16 protein-coding genes are annotated in these 18,042 nt (G+C 74.9%); 10 read left to right on the top strand and 6 right to left on the bottom strand.

Annotated features, from left to right (window positions below):
• Positions 1 to 72 precede the first annotated feature (72 nt).
• From MILUP08_RS16135 to MILUP08_RS16125, 3 genes are all read left to right on the top strand, one after another.
• Positions 73 to 492: a hypothetical protein gene (locus MILUP08_RS16135; protein WP_007459482.1), complete on the top strand. Its 420-nt coding sequence runs from the start codon at positions 73 to 75 to the stop codon at positions 490 to 492.
• Positions 493 to 561: 69 nt separating this feature from the next.
• On the top strand, positions 562 to 1,737 hold the full coding sequence (locus MILUP08_RS16130) for a low temperature requirement protein A (protein ID WP_007459480.1): 1,176 nt from the start codon (positions 562 to 564) through the stop codon (positions 1,735 to 1,737).
• Positions 1,738 to 1,813: 76 nt separating this feature from the next.
• Positions 1,814 to 3,283, top strand: a complete 1,470-nt coding sequence (locus MILUP08_RS16125; RefSeq protein WP_007459478.1) for a cryptochrome/photolyase family protein — start codon at positions 1,814 to 1,816, stop codon at positions 3,281 to 3,283.
• Here MILUP08_RS16125 and MILUP08_RS16120 read toward each other — a convergent pair whose 3' ends face one another.
• Genes MILUP08_RS16120 through MILUP08_RS16100 form a run of 5 tightly spaced genes read right to left on the bottom strand, consistent with a single transcriptional unit; the run spans position 3,284 to position 7,210 of the window.
• Positions 3,284 to 4,159, bottom strand: coding sequence for an SDR family NAD(P)-dependent oxidoreductase (locus tag MILUP08_RS16120; protein WP_007459477.1), 876 nt, complete (start codon positions 4,157 to 4,159; stop codon positions 3,284 to 3,286).
• Positions 4,146 to 5,663: a flavin-containing monooxygenase gene (locus tag MILUP08_RS16115; protein WP_007459476.1), complete on the bottom strand. Its 1,518-nt coding sequence runs from the start codon at positions 5,661 to 5,663 to the stop codon at positions 4,146 to 4,148. The genes MILUP08_RS16120 and MILUP08_RS16115 overlap by 14 nt, the downstream gene beginning before the upstream one ends.
• A 59-nt stretch (positions 5,664 to 5,722) precedes the next feature.
• Positions 5,723 to 6,259, bottom strand: coding sequence for a PH domain-containing protein (locus tag MILUP08_RS16110; protein WP_007459475.1), 537 nt, complete (start codon positions 6,257 to 6,259; stop codon positions 5,723 to 5,725).
• 10 nt (positions 6,260 to 6,269) lie between these two features.
• A complete protein-coding gene (locus MILUP08_RS16105) occupies positions 6,270 to 6,731 on the bottom strand; it encodes a hypothetical protein (RefSeq protein WP_007459474.1) in 462 nt (153 codons plus the stop codon).
• Positions 6,731 to 7,210 carry a hypothetical protein gene (locus tag MILUP08_RS16100; protein ID WP_007459473.1) on the bottom strand — a complete coding sequence of 160 codons (480 nt, stop codon included), beginning with the start codon at positions 7,208 to 7,210 and terminating at the stop codon, positions 6,731 to 6,733. The genes MILUP08_RS16105 and MILUP08_RS16100 overlap by 1 nt, the downstream gene beginning before the upstream one ends.
• 44 nt (positions 7,211 to 7,254) lie before the next feature.
• Here MILUP08_RS16100 and MILUP08_RS16095 point away from each other — a divergent pair, with 44 nt between their 5' ends.
• The 7 genes from MILUP08_RS16095 to MILUP08_RS16065 all read left to right on the top strand — a co-directional run bounded on the left by MILUP08_RS16095 (position 7,255) and on the right by MILUP08_RS16065 (position 16,529).
• Positions 7,255 to 8,274: a helix-turn-helix transcriptional regulator gene (locus MILUP08_RS16095; protein ID WP_039906094.1), complete on the top strand. Its 1,020-nt coding sequence runs from the start codon at positions 7,255 to 7,257 to the stop codon at positions 8,272 to 8,274.
• An 87-nt stretch (positions 8,275 to 8,361) separates the two neighbouring features.
• Entirely contained in the window at positions 8,362 to 8,994 is a 633-nt protein-coding gene (locus MILUP08_RS16090; protein ID WP_007459471.1) for an ATP-binding cassette domain-containing protein, read from the top strand.
• Positions 8,991 to 10,268 carry a type 2 periplasmic-binding domain-containing protein gene (locus MILUP08_RS16085; protein WP_007459470.1) on the top strand — a complete coding sequence of 426 codons (1,278 nt, stop codon included), beginning with the start codon at positions 8,991 to 8,993 and terminating at the stop codon, positions 10,266 to 10,268. The genes MILUP08_RS16090 and MILUP08_RS16085 overlap by 4 nt, the downstream gene beginning before the upstream one ends.
• Positions 10,265 to 12,031 (top strand): ABC transporter permease, encoded by a 1,767-nt coding sequence (locus MILUP08_RS16080; RefSeq protein ID WP_007459469.1) that lies wholly within the window; start codon positions 10,265 to 10,267, stop codon positions 12,029 to 12,031. Before MILUP08_RS16085 ends, MILUP08_RS16080 begins: the two co-directional genes overlap by 4 nt.
• Entirely contained in the window at positions 12,028 to 14,406 is a 2,379-nt protein-coding gene (locus tag MILUP08_RS16075) for a tetratricopeptide repeat protein (RefSeq protein WP_007459468.1), read from the top strand. The genes MILUP08_RS16080 and MILUP08_RS16075 overlap by 4 nt, the downstream gene beginning before the upstream one ends.
• 72 nt (positions 14,407 to 14,478) lie before the next feature.
• Complete coding sequence (locus MILUP08_RS16070; RefSeq protein ID WP_007459467.1) at positions 14,479 to 15,102, top strand: ABC transporter ATP-binding protein; 624 nt, start codon at positions 14,479 to 14,481, stop codon at positions 15,100 to 15,102.
• Positions 15,099 to 16,529 (top strand): DUF6297 family protein, encoded by a 1,431-nt coding sequence (locus MILUP08_RS16065; protein ID WP_007459466.1) that lies wholly within the window; start codon positions 15,099 to 15,101, stop codon positions 16,527 to 16,529. Before MILUP08_RS16070 ends, MILUP08_RS16065 begins: the two co-directional genes overlap by 4 nt.
• Here MILUP08_RS16065 and pdxR read toward each other — a convergent pair.
• Positions 16,473 to 18,026: a MocR-like pyridoxine biosynthesis transcription factor PdxR gene (pdxR, locus tag MILUP08_RS16060; protein ID WP_007459465.1), complete on the bottom strand. Its 1,554-nt coding sequence runs from the start codon at positions 18,024 to 18,026 to the stop codon at positions 16,473 to 16,475. The genes MILUP08_RS16065 and pdxR overlap by 57 nt on opposite strands.
• Positions 18,027 to 18,042: the final 16 nt, after the last annotated feature.

Genomic DNA, 18,042 nt, shown 5'->3' with positions numbered 1-18,042 from the left:
CGGGCGGCGGGTTATCGGCTGGCACGCGGGGTACGCGGGCCACAATTCGGACCACGGCCACCAGGAGTGATCATGAAATTCGCGCACCTGCCGCTGCGGGTCAGCATCGGCGCGTACTTCCTCAACTCGGGTCTGGGCAAGCGGAACCTGGAGGGCGAGGCCGCGCAGGCCATGCACGGGATGGCGGTGGCGGCCATGCCGCAGCTCGGCCAGTTGGAGCCGCCGCGGTTCGCCAAGCTGCTGTCGTACTCCGAGATCGCCCTGGGGGCGGCGCTGCTCGCGCCGTTCGTCCCGGCGCCCCTGGTGGGGCTGGGCCTGACCGCGTTCGGCGCCGGCCTCGTGCAGCTCTACCTGAAGACGCCGGGGATGCGCGAGCCGGGCAGCATCCGGCCGACCCAGCAGGGCGCGGGGCTGGCCAAGGACGTCTGGCTGGTCGGCGCCGGCCTGACCCTGCTGCTGGAGGGTTTCAGCCACGGCCGTCGGCGCGGCTGACCTGGGCGAATCGCGTCGGCGGCACCCGTTATCGTGTGGGCGACCCGGCGGTCGGCCTGAGGAGCTGCGGTGACCCACAGTCGTTCGGTACGGCCGTTCTACCGGCCGATGCGGCCCCGCCGCCGCGACGAGCAGCACCGCGCCGCCACACCGCTGGAGCTCTTCTTCGACCTGTGTTTCGTGGTGGCCGTGGCGCAGGCCGCGTCCAGCCTGCACCACGACGTGGCCGAGGGCCACCTCGCCCACGCGCTGCCCAGCTACCTGATGGTGTTCTTCGCGATCTGGTGGTCGTGGATGAACTTCACCTGGTTCGCCTCGGCGTACGACACCGACGACGACGTCTACCGGATCACCACGCTGGTGCAGATCACCGGGGCGTTGATCCTGGCCGCCGGGGTGCCGCGAGCCTTCACCGACGGCGACTTCAGCGTCATCACCTACGGGTACGTGGTGATGCGACTGGCCGCCGTCGCACAGTGGATCCGAGCGGCCGCCGGCGATCCGGCGCACCGCGCGGCGGCACGCCGCTACGCGGTCGGCGTGACAGTGGTGCAGCTCGGCTGGCTGCTGCGGTTGGCGCTGCCCGACGGCTGGGGCGTCGCGGCATTCGTGCTGCTGGCGCTCGCCGACCTGCTGGTGCCGGCGGTGGCCGAGCGTCCCGGGATGACCCCGTGGCACCCCGGGCACATCGGCGAGCGGTACGGGCTGTTCACGCTGATCGTGCTCGGCGAGGCGGTGCTGGCGATCTCGGTGGCGATCCAGACCGGGCTCGACGCGGGCGACCACGGTCTCTGGGCGCTCGCGGCGGCCGGCACGCTCATCGTGTTCGCGCTCTGGTGGCTCTACTTCGACCGCCCGGTCGAGGCGCCGGACCGGTTGCCGTACTCGCTGATCTGGGGCTACGGCCACTACCTGATCTTCGGGGCGATCGCCGCGGTCGGGGCCGGCCTGCCCGTGGCGGTGGACCACGAGCGGCACCTCGCGCACGTCTCCGCGACGACCGCCGCCTACGCGGTGGCCGTGCCGATCGCGGTCTACCTGCTGACCGTCTGGGTGCTGCTCGTCCGCCGCCAGCAGCACGGCGCGGTGGTCGTCGCCTACCCGGTCGTCGCCGGACTGGCGCTGCTCGTGCCGCTGGGTCCGGCACCGGTGCAGGTGCTCGCGCTGTTGCTTGTCGCCCTCGTGACGCTGACGGTGCTGCTGCGCGGACGCGACGCCGGGGCGTCCGCGACGCTCACGTCCTGATCCCCGATCTGGATCAGACATCGACCAACCGGCCTGCCGGCGCGCGATACGGCCCGAAAGTGGGCAGAATTGCGGCATGCTTCGCCGCCGATGGTTGCTGGCCGATCAACTCGGGCCACATTTCCTCGACGACCCCGATCAACCGGCCCTGCTGGTGGAGGTCCGGGAGCTCTTTCGCCGTCGGCCGATGCACCGGCAGAAGGCGCACCTGATCCTCTCCGGAGTGCGACACCGCGCCGCCGAGTTGGGCGACCGGGCGCTGCTGCTGCGTACCGACACGTTCCGCGAGGCCCTCGCCCAGGTCCCCGAGCCGGTGGAGGTGTGCCACCCGCACTCCCGGGCCGCGTTGGGTTTCGCCCGCTCGGTGCCCGGGTTGACGGTGCTGCCGCCGCGCGGCTTCATCACCGGCCAGGCCGACTTCGTGGCCTGGGCGGACCGCACCCGCCGGGGCCCGCTGCGGATGGCCGACTTCTACCGGCAGGCCCGTCGCTGGCACCACGTGCTGAGCGGGCCGGCCCGTGGGTCCGGTGGCGCCCCGGCGCCGCGTCGACCCCGCGCGGAGGCGGCGGCCGTGCCGGCGACGCCACCGCCTCCGCCGCCGATCGTCGAGGACGACATCGACGCGCAGGTCCGCCGCGATCTGGACCGGTGGGAGGCCGACGGGGTGCGGTTCGTCGGCCGCGACGGCCCCCGGCAGTACCCTGCCACGCACGCCGAGGCGCAGGCCCGGCTGACGCACTTCCTGACGTACCGGCTGCCCGACTACGGCCGCTACGCCGACGTGATGAGCGCCGACGACCCCCTGTTCGCGCACTCGGCGCTGTCGTCGTCGTTCAACCTGGGGTTGCTGCACCCCGAGCCGGCCGTACGCGCCGCCGAGCAGGCGTGGCGGTCCGGCGCCGCGCCCCGCACGGCTGTGGAGCCGTTCATCCGAGGGCTGCTCGGTTGGCGGGAGTTCCTCTGGCAGTTGTACTGGTACCACGAGCCACAGTTCCGGGGCGCCAACTGGCTGGCCGCGACCGAGCCGATTCCGCAGTGGTTCGCCGAGTTGGACGCCGACGCGGTGGAGGCGCGCTGCCTGGCCGACGTGCTCGCCGCCGTCCGGGACCGGGCGTGGACGCACCACAGCCCCCGGCTGCTGGTGCTGGGCAACTACGCGTTGCAGCGCGGCTGGCGTCCCGTCGAGGTGGCGGACTGGTTCCAGCGCTGCTTCGTCGACGGCACCGACTGGGTCATGAACGCGACGGTCATCGGCATGAGCCAGTACGCCGACCTGGCCCGGGTGGACACCCGCCCGTACGCGGTGGACGGCACCGACATCGACGAGATCAGCGACTACTGCGCCGGCTGCCGCTACACGCCGGAGCGGGCACTCGGCGAGCTGGCCTGCCCGTACACCGGGGGTTTCGAGAGCTTCCTGCACCGCAACCGGGAGCGGCTGGTGGCCGACCCGCGGCTCGCCGCGGAGCTGGCCCGCCGCGACGAGCCGGAGCACCGCGAGGCGGTGCTCGCGCAGGAGGAGAAGCGGGGCAGCACCGCGCCGTGATCAGGCGGGGTCGACGACAGTCGCCGGGGGCTGCGGGGCGGGCCGGGCGACGCCCCGGTTGAGGCCGACGACCAACAGCCTGTTGTACGAGGCCGGTAGGAGCCGGGCCAGCAGGTCGGGCAGCTTCGCCGACCAGCCGATCAGCACCCGGCCCCGACGCCGCTCGACGCCTCTCAGGATCACCTCGGCGGCCCGCTCCGGCGCGATGGTGAGCAGCTTCTCGAACTGGGCCCGGCCGGCGGTGTACTCCTCGATCGACACGCCGCTGCCGACCCGGGCGTTCTCGGTGATCCGGGTGCGGATCCCGCCGGGGTGCACCGACGTCACGCCGATGCCGTCGTCGACGAGCTCGTGGCGCAGCGCCTCGGTGAGGCCGCGGACGGCGAACTTGCTCGCCGCGTACGCGGTCTGCCCGGCGGGCGCGATCAGCCCGAACAGGCTGGAGACGTTAACCAGGTGCGCGCCCGGCTCGGCCTTCAGGGCGGGCAGCAGCGCATGGGTCAGCTGCGCCACCGCCCGGAAGTTGATGTCGATCACCCAACTGAACTCGTCGAACGTCACCTGGTCGAACCGACCGCCGAGGCCTACGCCTGCGTTGTTCACCAGCAGCCGTACGCGCGGATGCCGCTGGCCGATCTCCACCGCGACCCGGGCGGTGGCCGCCGCGTCGGCGAGGTCCACCCGGTACGTGTGCACCTGCCGGTCGGGGTGCTCGGCGCGGATGGCGGCGGCGACGCCGTCCAGGCGTTCGGCGTCGCGGTCCAGCAGGACCAGGTCACTGCCCCGGCCGGCCAGGCCGTGCGCCAACGCCGCGCCGATGCCACTGGCGGCGCCGGTCACCACCGCCGTCGCCCCGGCGAACTCAAACCTGCGCATGATCGGTGCTCCTCTCCCGGGTGGCGTGGGAGAACCGCACACCCTCGTCGGTGAGCCGGCCGTGCCGCATCAGCAGCACGTCCCGGGCGTAGTTCTGGTGCAGCCGCCAGGGCGCCCGCGCGCCCTGCCTGGGCAACGCGTCAACGCCGCGCAGCACGTAGCCCGAGCGCAGGTCGATGAGCGGCACCCGCCGCGCGTCGGGCGGCGGGAGCGGGGTGACGACCTGCTGGCCGGTGCGGTCCAGGTGGCGCAGCAGCCGGCAGACGTAATCGGCGACCAGGTCGGCCTTGAGGGTCCACGACGCGTTGGTGTAGCCGATGGTCAGCGCGAAGTTCGGCACGCCGGAGAGCATCATGCCCTTGTAGGCCACGGTGCCGGGCAGGTCGACGTCGACGCCGTCCACGCGCAGTGTCAGGCCACCGAGGGCGAGCAGGTTGAGCCCGGTGGCGGTGACCACGATGTCGGCGCGCAGCTCGTCGCCGGAGGCCAGCCGGACGCCGTGCGTGGTGAACGTGTCGATGGTGTCGGTCACCACCGAGGCCCGGCCCTCCCGCACGGCGGTGAACAGGTCGCCGTCGGGTACCACGCAGAGCCGCTGGTCCCACGGGTCGTAGCGGGGCGAGAAGTGCCGGTCCACGTCGTACCCGACCGGCAGCCGACGCTTCGCGCCCCGCCGCAGCAGCCGCCTGACGAGGCCGGGCGCGCGTCGGCTGAGCTGGAAGGTGACCGTGGAGAGCAGCACGTTCTTCCACCGCACCACGGGATACGCGGCGTTCGCCGGCAGCCAGCGTCGCAGCGCGCCGGCCAGCCGGTCGCGCGAGGGCAGGGCGATGACGTACGTGGGTGAGCGTTGCAGCATCGTCACGTGCGCGGCCCGCCGCGCCATGGCCGGCACCAGGGTCACTGCGGTGGCGCCGCTGCCGATCACCACCACCCGCCTGCCGGTGTGGTCGAGGTCGTCGGGCCAGTGCTGCGGGTGCACCAGCCGCCCGGCGTACGCGCCGACGCCGGGCAGGGTCGGCGTGTAGCCCTCGTCGTAGCGGTAGTAGCCGGTGCAGGCGAACAGGAACGAGCAGGTCAGCACCACGGTCTGGGCGGTGTCGCTTCCGGCGGTGTCGCTCGCGGACGTGTCGGTGCGTCGGGCGTGCACCGTCCAGCGGGCGGTGTCGCTGTCCCACTCGGCGCGCGTCACCCGGTGCGAGAAACGGATGTGCCGCTGCACGTCGTACTCCCGGGCGGTCTCCCGCACGTAGGCGCGGATCGCCGCGCCGTCGGCGATGGCCGTGGCGTCGGTCCACGGCCGGAACGAGTAGCCGAGGGTGAACATGTCCGAGTCGGACCGGACGCCCGGGTAGCGGAACAGGTCCCAGGTGCCGCCGACGGCGTCGCGTGCCTCCAGCACCGCGTACGTCTTGTCGGGGCAGTCCCGGCGCAGGTGGCAGGCGGCGCCGATGCCGGACAGGCCGGCGCCGATGATGAGCACGTCGACGTGGTCGGAGGGCATGGCGTTCCTCGGTTCCGGGGCGGTGGACGGACACTAACACCGCCCCGGACACCCGGCACCTAGCGCGAGACCACCGCCCCGCCGAGCTGGCCGTGGCGGCGGGAGGCCCGCTCGGCGTCGAGCCGGGCGAGCATCCGGTCGAAGTCGTCGGCGGAGAGCACCGGGCCGTTGTTCTTGCGCCAGCCCATGTCCCGGGAACGGCGCTGCACCGCCGACTCGAACGCACCCCCGGTCGTGCGGACCCAGCAGGCGTCCCGCACGGTGGGCCCGCCGAGGAACAGCGCGGGCCGGGCCTCGAACCCGGTCACCTCGGACCACGGGAACGTCCGCGTGCGAAAGACGTGCCGCAGCCGTACGCCCTCGTCGTTGACGTAGATTCCGGCCAGGTACATCCGGAGAACGCCGGTCAGCCACAGCCCGAGGAACAGCAACGCGCCGGTCAGACCGAGGGCCGCCGCTGCGTCGATCCTGCCCTCGGCGAGTCCGCGGCTGGCGGCGACCAGCACGGTGACGGTCATCGTCGACCCGACCAGCGCCATGAACCCGGTGACCGCCTGCGCCGCGCCCCAGGGGCTGATCCGCCGCCATCTCCGCATGGCTCGGAGATTAGCCGGTGGACGCTCGGGTGGACTCCATGATCCAGTTGGTCTCCCAGGTGCGTTCGCCGTCGACCGAGAACGCCTGCTCCCAACGGGCGGTGGTCGCGGTGATGCCCGACCAGATGAACCGGCACCGCACCGGGCGCCCCTCGTGCTTGTCGTCGGCGTAGAAGCGGCCCACCCCGTCCACGAAACGCCCCACCATCGGCGGCTGCTCCACCTCGCCGCGACCGCTGTTCATCCAGTAGATCGACCACTGTTCGCGCGCCGGGTCGAAGATCCTGATCGTGGCGCCGGAGAAACCCTTGGTCGGAAAGGTGATCTCGTCGAAGTTGCCGCCGCCGCCGAAGAAGCTGTGCGCGACCGACACCGCGGGAAACTCGTCCCACTCGTCGCAGCCGGTCAACCGCTCGCGCAGCCGCCGGTTGACCACGTTCCAGGTGCCCACGTAGAAGTCGAAGTCGCCCATCAGCGGCCCACCGGCCCTTCCGCTCGCGTGTCACACAGATAACTGGTCAGGTCGGGAGCCTCCGGCGCCAGCATGTGCCGGACCCAGGCCGCCCGTTCGTGTTCCAGCACCGCCAGCTCCCACACGCAGCCGACGGCGGGCCGACGTACCTCGACGAAGTGGGTCGGATCGTCGTCCGGGCAGTCCAGCGCCGGCTGCCCGGCCGCGGCGACACGAACCTCCACCGCGTTGTCCCACACCCAGGTGTACGCCAGCAGGTAGGCGCCGGTGTCCGCGCCCCGGTGCAGCACCACCCACCCGGCGGCCGGGGTGCCGTCGTCGATGATGTCGACCAACAGTAGGGGCACCTGGTCGTACGCGGCCTTCTCCACCTCCGGTTCGATAGGCCCCTCCGGCTGGTCGATGTGGTAGCGCTTGAGCTGCCAGCCGTCCACGGTGACCGGTCCCGGCGTTCGTAGATCCTTGTCGCGAAATGCCATGCCGGGACGGTAGGACCACTCCCCTGACAGCTAGTGTCAGTGAAGTGCGGGCCAGTCGACTTCTCTCCGTCCTGCTGCTCCTGCAGTCGCACGGCCGGCTGACCGCCGCGCAGCTCGCCGAACGGCTGTCGGTCTCCCCGCGCACCATCTACCGGGACGTGGAGTCGCTGCACGCCGCGGGCATCCCGCTCTACGGGGAGGCCGGGCACGCCGGCGGCTACCAGCTCGTCGACGGCTGGCGGACCCGGCTGACCGGCCTGACCGCCGACGAGGCCGATCGCCTCTTCCTGGCCGGGCTGCCCGGTCCCGCCGACGAGCTGGGCGACGGCGACGTGGTGGCCGCGCTGCAACGCAAGCTGCACGCCGCGCTCCCCGAGCCGCTGCGCGACCGGGCGACCCAGCTGTCGCAACGCTTCCACCTGGACACACCCGGTTGGTACGCCGACGGCGACGCCTCCCCCGAGCTGGCCCGCACCGCCGAGGCCGTCTGGCGGCAGCAGCGCGTCGAGGTGCGCTACCGCGGCTGGCGCGGCGAGGTGACCCGGGTGCTGGAGCCGTACGGCCTGGTGCTCAAGGGCGGCAGGTGGTACGTGGTGGCCACGCGACCCGGCCGGGCCGAGCCGGCGACCTACCGGGTCAACCAGATCCTCGCGCTGACCCCACTGGCCGAGGAGTTCGACCGACCGGCCGACTTCGACCTGCCGGCCTGGTGGCGGGAGCACGTGGTGCGGTTCCGGGCCCGGCTGCACCGCGACGAGGCCACCGTACGGCTGTCCCCCGCCGGCCGGGAGCGGCTGCGCGAGATCGGCAGTGACCCGGTGGTGTCCGCGGTGGACGCCAGCGCCGGGCCTCCCGATGCGCGCGGCTGGGTGACCGCCGTGCTGCCGATCGAGTCGCTCACCCACGCCCACGGCGATCTGCTGCGCCTCGGCGCCGACGTGGAGGTGCTGACCCCGGTCGCGCTCCGCGAGCGGCTGGCCGCCACCGCCGCCGGGCTGGCCGCGCTCTACGCCCCCGGCGGCCCGCCCGCGCTGCACGCCCCCGACGGCCCGTCGACCCGGTAGCCGCCACCTTCCAGAGTGGAAGGTCGGCGGGACATCCACTGTCGGCAGGGTGTGCCACCCTGGGACGGGCATCAGCGGTCACCGGAGGTGAGGGTCACGTTACGACTACGCGCACTGGTCGCCGTCCCCGGCACCGGGCCGGTGACCCTCGACGTCCCGTCCGGTGCGACTGTCGCCCTGGTCGCACCGCCCCGGGTCGGCACGGCCGTGGCGCGGGTCCTCGCTGGGCTCGCGGCACCGGTCACCGGGCGGATCATGGTCGGCGACCGGGACGTCACGACACTCGCGCCCCCGCGTCGGCAGATCGGCTACGTGCCCGCCGGCGGCGCGCTGCTGCCGCAGCTCACCGTGCGCCGCAACATCGAGTACGGCCAGCGTAAACGCGAGCGGGTGCACGAGGTGGCCGACGACTGGACGGCGACGGTGGTGGACCGGCTGGAGCTGGCGCCGACGCTGGCTCTGCTGCCACACCTGCTCTCCGACGCCCAACGGTTCCGGGTGGCGCTGGCCCGGGCGGCGGTCTGCCTGCCCGAGGTGCTCGTGGTCGACCTGCCCGTCGACCCGTCCGGCGGCAGTCGCCTCGGTGACCTGCTGCCCCGACTGGCGCCGCCGGACGCGCCCGGAGTGGCAGTGCTCGTCTGCACCGCCGACCCGGCCACGCTCGCCGAGATCCCCCGCCACCACGAGCTGGTCACCGAGCCCGACGAGGCGCTGCGGTGACGCCGGCCGGCCGGCTCAGCCGGCGTACGCTGCTGCGCGCCGCCGCGGCCGGCGCTGCGGCGACCGCGGCCGGGTGTGCCGGCGGCGGCCCCTCGGTGCAGGTGGCGGTGGTGTGGAGCGGCAGCGAGCTGGACCGCTTCCGCGAGGTCGTGGCCACCTATCCCGACCCGGTGCGCGTGGTCAGCGCCGGCAACGACATCGACGCGTTCCTGCGCGCCCGGCACCTCGCGGGCACCTCGCCGGACGTGGCGATCCTGTCGCGTCCCGGCCTGGTGACGGAGTACGCCGCGCGGGGCTGGCTGCGCCCGGTGCGCCCCTCGACGGAGTACGCGGTGCCCATCGGGCTCAGCGACCTGCTGCTGGCCGGCGGGCAGCGCTACGGCGTCTGGGTGAAGGCCGCGCACAAGTCCCTGGTCTGGCACCTGCCCTCGATGCTGCCCGAGCAGCCGACCAGCTGGGACGAGCTGGTCTCGTTGACCCGCCGCCTCGGAGCGCTCGCCCGGCGCGACGGCGGCCCGGCACCGCTGGCGATCGGCGCGGCCGACGGATGGGTGCTCACCGACTGGTTCGAGAACGTGCTTGCCGACCTCGCGCCGACCGCCTACGACGCCCTCGCCGGGCCGGACGCCGACTGGCAGGGCCGGCCGGTGCGCGACACCCTGGACCGGCTCGCCGAGCTGTGGAGCATCGACGGCGCCTTCCCCGGCGGCGGCCGGCGCGCGCTGCTCACCCAGTACGAGGAGTCGGTGATCCAGGTGGTGCGCTCCCGACGGGCGGTGATGGTCTTCGAGGCCGACTTCACCGCCGAGGTGGTCGGCCGGTTCCGGCGCGGCCCGGAGGAGCCGGTCACCTTCCGGTTCCCGAGCGCCGGCACGGGCGGCGGCGCGTTGATCGTGGGCGGGGACGTGGCGGTGGTGTTCGCCGACGCCCGGGGTGGGGTGGAGCTGGTCGAGTGGCTGACCAGGGCCGACTCGTTCCGGCCCTGGTTGCGCGCCGGCGGCTACCTGTCGCCGAACACCACAATTGCGCTCACCGACTACGCCGACCCGGTCCGTCGCCAACTGGCCCGCGAGATGCGCGGCCCCGACACCCTGCACTTCGACCTCTCCGACCAGCTGCCCGGCGCGTTCACCGGCTCCGACGGGGTGGGCATCTGGCGGATCATGCAGGACTTCTTCGCCGACGTCACCGACGGTGTCTCCGCCGCTGAGGCGGTTCGCCGGGCCACCGGGCAGCTCGCGGCGGCGGCCCGCGACGCGGGCGGTGGTCGATGAACGAGGTCAAGGTGCTCGGCGAGCTGACGGTGCTCGACGACGTGGGCCCGCCCCGGCGCGGCCGTGCCTACCCGGCGGCCGGGGCGACGTCCGCGCTGCTGCTGCCGGCGGCGCTGCTGCTCGGCGCGCTCGTGCTGTGGCCGGTGCTGCGCACGCTGCACGCCAGCGTCACCAGCGACGGCCGCTGGGTCGGCGCGGAGCACTTCCGCGCCGCGCTCGCCGCGCCCGGCACCGGCGCGGTGGTCGGCCGCACGGTGCTGTGGGCGGTCCTGGTGCCGGCGGTGGTGACGGCGCTGGGCTACCTGTTCGCCGTGGCGTCCCGCCGCTCCGAGGAGGGCGGGCTGGTCCGCCTGATCCTGCTGGTGCCGGTGGCGTTGCCGCTTGTCGTCACCGGCGTCACCTTCCGCCTCATGTACGACCCCGACCCGACCCGGGGCCTGGCCACCCTGCTCGCCGCACGACTGACCGGCCGCTCGGCCGACGACGCGCCGCAGCTGCTCGGGCCGGGCCTGGTCACGGTGGCGCTGATGTCGGCGTTCGTCTGGGCGTGGGTCGGTCTGGCCGTGCTGGTCTTCCGGGCCGCGCTGGACCGTCTGCCGCCGAGCCTGGCCGACGCGGTCCGCGCCTACGGCGGCGGTCGACGACACGTCCTGTGGGACGCGCAGTGGCGACCGCTGCTGCTGCGGACCGTCGCGGTGGTCTTCGCGCTTGTGGCGCTCGGCACCAGCCGTACCTTCGACCTGATCCTCGTCATGACGCCCGGGTCGGTCCGCGACGACGCGGCGGTGCTCGCGCTGCGGGTCTGGCAGACCTCGGGCGGCACCACCACCGGGCAGGGCGCCGCGCTCGGCGTCGTCTGGCTGGTGGCGGTGGTCGCCGGGATGCTGGTGGCGGCGTTCTTCGTCCGCCAGGCGTGGCCGCCGCCCCGCGTCGAGGCGACACCCGGGCCCGCACCGACGACGCCGCCGCGACGACTGTTCCGGCTGCTCGCCGCGGGCGGCGCGGTGGTCTGGCTGATCCCGCTCGTCGTGCTCGTGGCAACCTCCGCGCACGGACAGGTGGACGCCGCCGCACGCGGCTGGTGGTCGGCCCCGCCCGGGACGGGCTCCTATGCGGCACTGCTCGGCGGTGACGAGCTGTGGCGGGCGCTGGGCTTCACCCTGCTGTTGGCGACAGTCGTCACCGCCACGGTGCTGGTGGTCGCGCTGCTGGCCGCGTATCCGCTGGCGTGGCTGACCGGGCCGGCCGCGCAGGCGACCGGGCTGCTGCTGATGGCCGCCACCGTCGTCCCGGTGCAGGTGATCGCCGGGCCGGTCAACGAGGTGCTCGGCGTGGTGCTCTCCTCCGGCACGGCCCGCGGACTGGCGCTGGTGCACGTGGCGCTGGGGGTGCCGTTCGCGGTGCTGGTGCTGCGCAACGCGTTCGCCGACCTGCCGGCCGAGCAGGTACGGGGCGCCCGGCTGGGCGGTCGGCGCTGGTGGGGCACCCTGCACCGGCTGGCCCGGCACAACCTGCCGGCCGTGGTCGCCGTCTCCGTGCTGGAGTTCGTCCAGGTCTGGAACGACCTGGCGGTGGGCCTGCTGTTCAGCGGGCCGGAGGCCACCCCGGTCGGGCTGTTCCTGGCCGGGCAGAGCCGCGGCTTCGTCTCCAACAGTGGCGTCCTGGCCGCCGGGTCGGTGCTCGCCTCGGTGCTTCCGGTGGTGCTGATGGTGCTCGCCCGACGGCAGCTCGTCGCCGGGCTGGTCTCCGGGGGCGTCCGGTGACCGGCCCCACCGGTAACGGCCGGACGCCGCGCTGGCCGGTGCTCGTGACGATCGGCACGCTGCTCAGCGGGGTGTTCGGCAACCTGGCCAGCAACCTGCTGTCCGAGGTCGCGGCAAGCGTGCTCGGCCCGGCCAGCATCGTGGTGGCGGTCCTCGGCGGCGTGGGTTTCGTGGTGTTCGAGCTGCGTCGACGTCGTGCCGCCCGGGAGCCCGGCCCGGAGCCCACCGACGTCGTCACCGCACCGCCGGCCGACGTGCCCACCCTGCCGTACACGGCCGGGTTCGCGGGCCGCGAGGAGCACGTCCAGGCGGTGCTCGACCTGCTCGCCCGCGAGCACGCGGTGGCGGTGCTGGGCCGGCGGGCGGTGGGCACGTCCGCCTGCGCCGTCCAGGCGGCGAACCTGCTCCGGGACGAGTTCCCGGACGGGCAGTACCACTTCGACCTGCGCCGCGGTGGCCGTCCCCGCTCCGCGCGGCAGGTGCTCACCGCGCTGGCGGGTGTCCTGGGCACCGCGCCACCGACGTCGGGCCGCCCGGACGCCCTCGCGGCCGCCGCCGCCGCGCTGCGCCGCAAGCTCGACGGTCGCAAGATCCTGCTGGTGCTGGACAACGTCGACCGTCCCGAGCAGGTCCGCGCGCTGCTGCCGCCGACCGCCCGCACCTGCCGACTGCTGCTGGCCGGCGGCCCCGCGCTCAGCGGTCTCAACGGGGTCGTGGAGCACTGGCTCGCCGAGCCCGGCCCGGACGAGGCGGTCGAGCTGTTCGCGGCGGCCGGTGGGGCCGCGCCCGCGGCCCGGATCCGCCGCGCCGACCCGCGCACCGACCCGGCGGTACGCGAGATCGTCGACCTGTGCGGGCGACAGCCCCGCACCGTGCGGGCGCTCGGCTACCGCACCGCCCAGCACGGGTGGCGCCACTCCGACGTACTGGACGCCCTGCGCCGTGCGGTGCGCACCCCGCCGCACCAGCGCGTCGCCGTCTCGCCGGCGGCCCAGCTCGTCACCGAGCGGGACACCGCGTACCGGGCGCTGACCCGCGAGGCCCGCCGGTTGTACCGACTGATGTCGCTGGCCCCGGCCCCGGTGGACCGGCCGACCATCGCCGCGCTGGCCCGCCGCCACCCCGAGCGGGTGAGCGCGCTCCTCGACCAGTTGGCCGCCGCCGCGTTCGTCATCGGGGCGCCCGGCGACAGGTACGAGGTCCGCCCGCTGCTCGCCGCGAACGCCCGGCTGCACCTGCGCGACGCCGAGCCGGCCCGCTCCCGGGTCGCCGCGCAGGCCCGGCTGACCCGGCACCTGGCCCGCCGGGCCGAACGACACGCGGCCAACCTGGCCGTGCTCGGCTCCCCACCGGACCGGGAATGGTCGCTGCCGCTCGACGACGACCCGTACGGCTGGTTCGACCTGCACCAGGAGCTGCTGCTGGCGGTGGTCCGGGTGCCGGCCGGAGCGGCCGAGACGCTGCCCCGGCGGGTCCGCCGGTGGTGGTTCCGGCTGGCCGTGGCGCTGTGCGGGTGGCTCGCGCACGTCGAGCGGCTCGACGAGTGGGAGCAGGTCTGCCGCACGGTCCTGGCCACCCCGACCGCCGACGACCGGCCGGAGATCGCCGGGTGGGCGCACAACGAGCTCGGCGTGCTGCGCCGGCGTCGGCACGACCCGCAGGGCGCGGCGGCTGCCCTCACCCTCGCGGTGGCCGAACGCGGGCGACGCGGCACCGCCCAGGCGCGGATGAACCTCGGCCTGGCCCTGCTCGACCTCGGGCAGCTCGACGACGCGGTGGAGCACCTGGAGCTGTCCCGCCGGCACCGCTCGTCCGCGGACCGCGCCGGGCACGCCCTCACCGACCTGGGCCTGGGTGCCGCGCAACTGGCCCGGGGTGAGCTGGACACCGCGCACCACCACCTGGTGCGGGCGGCGAACACGTTCCGCTCGGTGGGCGACGCGCGCGGCTACGCGGCGGCGCTGACCAACCTGGTGCTGGTGCACGCGACCCTCGGCGAGCACCTGGACGCGGCGCAGGCGTGGCGGGCCGCCCTGCGCGAGTACGAGTCGGTGAACGACCCGACCAGCCGCGCCGCGGCGCTGCTCAACGCCGGCGCGACGCTGCTGACCAGCACGCCGGGGCAGGCGCGGGCGGCGTACGAGCTGCTGGCCGAGAGCCGGCGGCTGCGGGCCGAGACCCGGCCCACGGCGGGGCTGGGCCGCACCCTGCTGTACCTGGGCGACGCCGCCGCCGCCCTGGGCGACGGGGCCGAGGCGCGGCGGCTCTGGGCGGACGCGGCGACGGTGGCCGAGGAGGTCGACGACGACCGGGCGCTGGCCGCCGCGGACGACCGCCTGGAGCGCGACGCCAACCCGCCGCCGACCGGCCCCTGAGCGGTGGGCCCCGCCGGGCCGGCGTGATGTCCATCGCTCACGTTGGCCGGTGGCGCGGGTCTGGGAGAGTGTGTGACCGTGGACGCTCTCTCGGTGCGGGGACTCAGCCGCAACTTCGGCAACCTGGTCGTGCTCGACGACGTGAGCTTCACGCTGGCGGCGGGCCGGATCGCGGTGGTGCTGGGCCCCAACGGCAGCGGCAAGACCACCCTGCTGCGGTGTGTGGTCGGCGCCGACCGTCCGGACGCCGGTGAGGTGCTGGTGCAGGGCCGCCGGGCCGACGAGACCGATCCGCAGGTGCGGGCGCTTGTCGCGGCCGCCCTGGACGACATCGACTTCTTCCCCGACCTGTCGGTGGTCGAGCACCTGGAGCTTGTCGCGTACGCCCACGGGGGCGACGCCGAGCCGGTCGAGGAGGTGCTCGCCGAGCTGGGTCTGGAACCGGCCCGCGACCAACTGCCGGTGACCCTGTCCAGTGGGCAGCGCCGCCGTCTGGCGCTGGCGTCGTGCTTCGTACGCCCCCGACGGGTGCTGATCCTGGACGAGCCCGAGCAGCGGTTGGACGTCCGCGGCCGGCAGTGGCTGGCCGACCGGCTGCGCCGGGAACGGGACGCCGGCACCGCCGTGCTGCTGGCCTCGCACGACCCGGAGCTGATCGACGCGGTGGTCGACGAGCGGATCGAGATCGGCCGGTGAGCGCCGCGCCGGCCACCATCGCCGAGGCGCCCCCCGGGCTGCCCACCGCCCGGCAGGTGCGCACCCACCTGCGCCGGGCCCGCCGCCGCCACCACGACCACTCCCTCGGCGACGTGCTGGGCGACGCGTACGTCGTCGTGCTCTTCGTGGGCATGTACGGCTGGTTCGCGGTCAGCGCCAGCCGGGATGTGCTGGTCTCCCCCACCGTCGGCCGGGCCGACCCGGGGGTGCGCTGGTGGCTTGCGGTGGCCGCGCTGCTGGCCGGCGCCGGGCTCGCCTGGCGGGGTCTGCGCGCGCTCGGCCCGCTGCTCGTCACCCCGGCCACCCAGAGCTGGGTGACAAGCGCCCCGGTCGACAGGCGGGCCTGGCTGACGCCGCGCCTGGGCGTCCTGCTGGCCGGCGCGGCGGCCGGCACGGCGCTGCTCGCGGTGGCCGTGGCCGTGCTGAGCGGCGTCACCGACCTGGGCGCCGTGGGCTGGGCCGCGGCGGCCGGCGCCGGGTGGGGCGCCGCCGCGCTCGCCCTGAGCGTCGTCGCCCAGAGCAGCCGGTCGGGCCGCCGCTGGCCGACTGTGGTCGGGGCGGCGCCGATGGTGGCGGCCGCCGTCGTCGCGACAGTGGTGGTGATCGCCGGTCGCCTCGGTGACGCGCCGCCCCGGCCGGCGGCGCTGCCGACCGGCGCGCTTGTCGCCGTCGGGGTGCCCCTCGCGGTCCTCGGCACGGTCCTCGCCGTGCGGGCGCTGCCCCGGGTGGACCGGGCCACGCTGACCACCGGCGCACAGTTCGCCAACGCCGCCGCGACGGCCACGATCCTGCTCGACCCGAGCATGCTCACCAGCCTGGTGGAGAGCCGGCGGTGGCGGCGCATCGGCCGGGTCCGCAGTCGCCGCTTCCTGCCCGGCCCGGCGTGGTGGGCGCTGCTGCAGGCCGACGTACGCCGGCTGCGCCGCCACCCCAGCGCCCTGCTGATCTGGGCCGGGCTGATCGGCGTCCAGTACGCTGCCGCGCTCGCCCTGCCGGGGCTCGCCGGCGCGACGCAGGTCGTGTTCGCCTACTTCGCCACCGACCGGCTCACCGGCGGCCTGCGCGCGGTCAGCCGGTCACCCGGGCTGCGCCGGGCCCTCGGTGGCAGCGACGCGGCGCTGCGCGGGATCCACGTGGTGGTGCCGGCGGTCGGCGCGGCCCTGTGGTGGCTGCTGACCCTGCCGAGCCTGCCGACCCTCGACGCCGGACCGACCTGGCTGGCGCCCACGCTTGCGGTCGGCGTGGTGGCCGCCGCCTGGCGCGCCGGCACCCGCCCGCCGATCAACTACGGCGGCGCGACCGTCAACACGCCGTTCGGGATGATCCCGGTCGACCTGCTGCGCCAGGGCTCACGCGGGCCGGCGCTGCTGGCCGTGCTGGTGCTCGTCCAGCTCTTCCTGGGCTGAGCGCGCCGGCCGACCGCCCGGCCGCAGCACGGCGGCGATGGCGGCGACGCCCTCGTCGATCTCCGTTGCCGTCCGGGCCGCGTAGCCGAGCACCAGGCCGGGCCGGTGCGGCCGCTGGCAGTGCCAGGACAGGGGCTGCACCTTCACCCCGCGTGCCAGTGTCGCCGCCGCCACCTCCGTGTCCGCCACGGTGGGGTCGTCCAGGGTGATCGTCAGGTGCAGCCCGGCCGCAGCGCCGTGCACCGTGGCGGTCGGCAGGTGCCGGGCCAGGGCGGCGACCATCGCGTCCCGGCGGCGGGTGTGCCGGCGGCGCAGCAGCCGCAGGTGCCGCTCCAGCGCGCCGGAGGTCATCAGCTCCGCCAGGACCAGCTGCGGCAGCGCCGCGTTGCCCAGGTCGGCGTTGCGTTTGGCGGCCACCACCGCCGCTCGCAGTCGCGACGGCACGAGCAGCCAGCCGACCCGCAGTGCCGGGGCGAGCAGTTTGGACACGCTTCCGGCGTAGCACACCTGCTCGGGCAGCAGGCCCCGCAGCGCGGGCACCGGGGGCCGGTCGTAGCGGTGCTCGGCGTCGTAGTCGTCCTCGATGATCAGACCGCCGGCCCGTGCCCAGTCGACGAGTTGGCGGCGGCGGTCACCGTCGAGCACCACGCCGGTCGGGAACTGGTGCGCGGGCGTGAGCAACACCGCGGGCAGGCCGCTGGCGACCAGTTCGTCGACGCGCAGCCCGGCGTCGTCCACGCTTACCGGCGGGGTGACGACCTGCCAGTTGTTCAAATGCTGCCGTACGCCGAGGGAGCCCGGCTCCTCGACCGCGATGCGGTCGATGCCGACCGGGCGGAGCGCCTGGGCGAGGAGCCCGACAGCCTGCGACACCCCGGCCACGATGATCACGTCGACGGGGTCGACGGTGATGCCCCGGTTGCGGGCCAGCCAGGCGGCGACGGCCCCGCGCAGCACGGGCGCGCCGCAGGGGTCGCCGTAGCCGAGGTCCGCCGCGGCGAGACGGCGGAGCACGGTCCGCTCCGACCGCAGCCAGTCCGCGCGGGGAAAGGCGGTCAGGTCGGGTACGCCGGGGGTCAGGTCGATCGTCGCGCGGGCCGCGCGTACCGCGTCGAAGATGTCGCTGCCGGGGGTCGGCGGGAAGAGCGCGGCCGGTTTCGCTGGCGCGGCCGGGGCGGGCGGCGGCGTGGGCGGCGCCGCCGGGGCGCCGACGACCACCGTGCCGGCCCGGCCCCGGCCGGTAAGGTGCCCCTCCTCGGTGAGCCGCTGGTACGCCTCGGTGACCACGCCCCGGGAGACGCCGAGGTCGGCGGCGAGCACCCGGGTGGCGGGGAGCCGGGCGCCGATCGGCACCCGCCCGTCGGCGATCGCCTGGCGCAGTCGGCCGGCGAGCCAGTCGGCACGTCCTCCGGGGGGCGCGTCGGCGACGGTGAGGTGCAGGAAATCCGACCCGGCCGTTATGGACCTCTCGGAGTCATTCGGTTTGGCCCTGCTCACCGGACCATCTTGGCAG

The organism is Micromonospora lupini str. Lupac 08 (assembly GCF_000297395.2).
Lineage (GTDB): Bacteria > Actinomycetota > Actinomycetes > Mycobacteriales > Micromonosporaceae > Micromonospora > Micromonospora lupini.
This window is presented reverse-complemented; position numbering and strand designations above follow the sequence as displayed.

Excerpts from the sequence above, each read along its gene's own strand:
- MILUP08_RS16105 (WP_007459474.1), bottom strand. The coding sequence starts at position 6,731 with ATGGGCGACTTCGACTTCTACGTGGGCACCTGGAACGTGGTCAACCGG.
- MILUP08_RS16100 (WP_007459473.1), bottom strand. The coding sequence starts at position 7,210 with ATGGCATTTCGCGACAAGGATCTACGAACGCCGGGACCGGTCACCGTG.
- MILUP08_RS16120 (WP_007459477.1), bottom strand. The coding sequence starts at position 4,159 with ATGCGCAGGTTTGAGTTCGCCGGGGCGACGGCGGTGGTGACCGGCGCC.
- MILUP08_RS16115 (WP_007459476.1), bottom strand. The coding sequence starts at position 5,663 with ATGCCCTCCGACCACGTCGACGTGCTCATCATCGGCGCCGGCCTGTCC.
- MILUP08_RS16110 (WP_007459475.1), bottom strand. The coding sequence starts at position 6,259 with ATGCGGAGATGGCGGCGGATCAGCCCCTGGGGCGCGGCGCAGGCGGTC.
- MILUP08_RS16125 (WP_007459478.1), top strand. The coding sequence starts at position 1,814 with ATGCTTCGCCGCCGATGGTTGCTGGCCGATCAACTCGGGCCACATTTC.
- MILUP08_RS16135 (WP_007459482.1), top strand. The coding sequence starts at position 73 with ATGAAATTCGCGCACCTGCCGCTGCGGGTCAGCATCGGCGCGTACTTC.
- MILUP08_RS16080 (WP_007459469.1), top strand. The coding sequence starts at position 10,265 with ATGAACGAGGTCAAGGTGCTCGGCGAGCTGACGGTGCTCGACGACGTG.